The sequence below is a fragment of the Streptomyces sp. NPDC059002 genome (genome assembly GCF_042740435.1).
In the GTDB taxonomy this organism is placed as follows: Bacteria; Actinomycetota; Actinomycetes; order Streptomycetales; family Streptomycetaceae; genus Streptomyces.
Genome location: NZ_JBHYJI010000141.1, coordinates 1 through 2659 on the forward strand (window position 1 = coordinate 1; position 2659 = coordinate 2659).

Consider the following 2659-nt stretch of genomic DNA (forward strand, 5'->3'; position numbering starts at 1 on the left):
TAGGGGCTCCGCCCGGGGGCCGGTTCACCGCTGCGGGCCCGGTGGGGGCTGGGCGTGCAGTTCCCCGCGCCCCTTACGGGGCGCCCCCCCTGCTCCGTTTCCGTCCAGTCAAGAAAGGAGACCCATGTCCACCACCCTCTCGACCCGTGCCGTCCGGGTTCTCGGTGTGCCGGGTGAACGGCACGACGAGGTTTTGACGGGTGAGGCGCTCGCGTTTGTCGGGCGGCTCGTCGATGCCTTTGCCGGGCGGCGCGTCGACCTTCTCAAGGAGCGTGCGCGGGTGGGGGGTCGGCTTGCCGCCGGGGTCCCGCTCGACTTCTCCCTCACCAGTGCCCGGATCCGCGCGGACGGCTCCTGGCGGGTTGCTCCCCCGGCGCCCGGCCTGGCCGATCGCCGCGTGGAGATCACCGGGCCGCCGGATCGTGCGACGACCGTCGACGCCCTCAACTCCGGTGCGCAGGTGTGGACGGCGGACTTCGCGGACGCCACCTCCCCCACCTGGGAGAACATCATCGGCGGCCAGCTGAATCTGCGCGACGCGAGCGAGCGCAGGATCGACTTCACCACGCCGGAGGGCAAGCGGTACCGGCTCGGTGAACGGCTCGCGACCCTCGTCGTACGGCCGCGCGGCTGGCACTTGACCGAGGAGCACCTGGAGGTCGACGGGCGTCCCGTGCCCGCGTCGCTCGTGGACTTCGGGCTGTACTTCTTCCACTGCGCCCAGCGACAGATCGACGCCGGGTACGGCCCGTACTTCAGCCTGCCGAAGCTGGAGAGCCGCGCCGAGGCACGGCTGTGGAACGACGTGTTCATCCTCGCCCAGGACCTTCTCGGCATCCCCCGCGGGACCGTGCGGGCCACCGTCCCGATCGAGACCGTCACCGCGGCCGTCGCGATGGAGGAGATCCTCTACGAGCTGCGCGAGCACAGCGCGGGGCTCGACGCCGGGCGCTGGGACCATCTCTTCAGCCTCGTCAAGACCTTCGGGCACCGCCCGGACTTCCTGCTGCCCGACCGGGCGAAGGTCACCATGACGGCCCCCTTCCTGCGCGCCTGCACCGAACTCCTGGTGCGCACCTGCCACCAGCGGGGCGCGCATGCCATCGGCGGCTTGGCGGCCCAGGTGCCGGGCGAGGACCCGGCGGCCCGCGAGGCGGCGCTCGCCACGGTGCGGCTCGACAAGGAGCGTGAGGCAGAGGACGGCTTCGACGGCTCCCGGGTCGCCCACCCCGCGCTCGTCCCCGTCTGCCGCGCGGCGTTCGACGAGGTGCTCGACGGCCGCCCGCATCAGCTCGAACGCACCCGCGACGACGTGGAGGTGACGGTGGCTCAGCTGCTTTCCGTACGCCGTGTCGGCGCACCGCCCACCGCGGAGGGCCTGCGGACCAACGTCGCGGCCGCCCTGCGCTACTTCGCCGCCTGGCTGCGCGGACAGGGCACCGTCACCCTCGACGGCCTGGTGACGGACGCCGCGACGGCCGAGATCGCCCGGGCCCAGATCTGGCAGTGGCTGCGGCACCGGGTCGTCGAACGCGCGACGGTCGAGGAACTCGTGGAAAGCGAACTCGCCTCCCTCGGCGCGGAGTATCCCTGGGCCGCCGTCGACGAGGTCCGCGCCCTGTTCGAACGGACCGCTCTGGCAAGGGACTTGCCGCCGTTCTTCACCACCGACGCCTACACCCGCCATCTCGTACACCGACCGAAGGAGCAGTCATGACCGCGACCATCCGCAGGATCGGGGTCGTCGGCGGCGGCCAGATGGGCGCGGGCATCGCCGAGGTGTGCGCCCGCTCGGGCCTGGACACCGTGGTCTGCGAGGCCGACGCCGTCGCCGCCCGTGCGGCGCGCGAACGGATCGCCGTCTCCCTCGAACGCGCCGTCCAGCGCGGCAAGTTGGACCGCATCTCCGCCGAGGACGCACTGGCCCGCATGGTCTTCACCGGCAGCCTCGACGACCTGGCCGACCGGCAGCTCGTCGTCGAGGCCGTCGTCGAGAACACCGCGGCGAAGACGGAGGTCTTCGCGGCCCTGGACAAGGTCGTCGAGGATCCCGGCGCGATCCTCGCCACGAACACCTCCTCCATCCCCGTCATGCGCCTGGGCATGGCCACCCGGCGCGCCGACCACGTCATCGGCCTGCACTTCTTCAACCCCGTGCCCGTCCTGCCGCTGGTCGAGGTCGTCTCCTCGCTGCACACGTCCCCGGACACGGTCGCGGCCGTACGGGACTTCGCCACGCACACCCTGGGCAAGACGGTCGTGCACTCCCAGGACCGGGCGGGCTTCGTCGTCAACGCCCTGCTCATTCCCTATCTCCTCGCCGCGATCCGGATGACGGAGTCGGGCTTCGCCAGCGCCACCGACGTGGACGCGGGCATGGAGCAGGGCTGCGCCCATCCGATGGGGCCGCTCAGGCTGGCCGACCTGATCGGCCTCGACACGGTCGCCGCCATCGCGGAATCCCTCTACGAAGAGTTCAAGGAACCCCTGTACGCCCCGCCTCCGCTGCTCCAGCGCATGGTGGAGGCGGGGCTCCTCGGCCGCAAGAGCGGCCGCGGGTTCCACACGTACGAGCTGGGCTAGGGCCTGTCCGGCGGATCAGGTCCTAGGGAGCGTCTTGTCGATCATGTGGTGAGCCAGATGAGGGTGCTGGCCAGGG

2 protein-coding genes are annotated in these 2659 nt (G+C 71.6%); both read left to right on the forward strand.

Annotation, left to right across the window (positions count from 1 at the left end; translation table 11 throughout):
* The first annotated feature begins 124 nt into the window (after positions 1–124).
* Positions 125–1717, forward strand: a complete 1593-nt coding sequence (aceB, locus tag ACFWZ2_RS43480; RefSeq protein WP_384555337.1) for a malate synthase A — start codon at positions 125–127, stop codon at positions 1715–1717.
* On the forward strand, positions 1714–2583 hold the full coding sequence (locus ACFWZ2_RS43485) for a 3-hydroxybutyryl-CoA dehydrogenase (RefSeq protein ID WP_384555338.1): 870 nt from the start codon (positions 1714–1716) through the stop codon (positions 2581–2583). Before aceB ends, ACFWZ2_RS43485 begins: the two co-directional genes overlap by 4 nt.
* The last annotated feature ends 76 nt before the right edge of the window (positions 2584–2659 follow it).

Coding starts and splice junctions, on each gene's coding strand:
- aceB (WP_384555337.1), top strand. CDS start 125: ATGTCCACCACCCTCTCGACCCGTGCCGTCCGGGTTCTCGGTGTGCCG.
- ACFWZ2_RS43485 (WP_384555338.1), top strand. CDS start 1,714: ATGACCGCGACCATCCGCAGGATCGGGGTCGTCGGCGGCGGCCAGATG.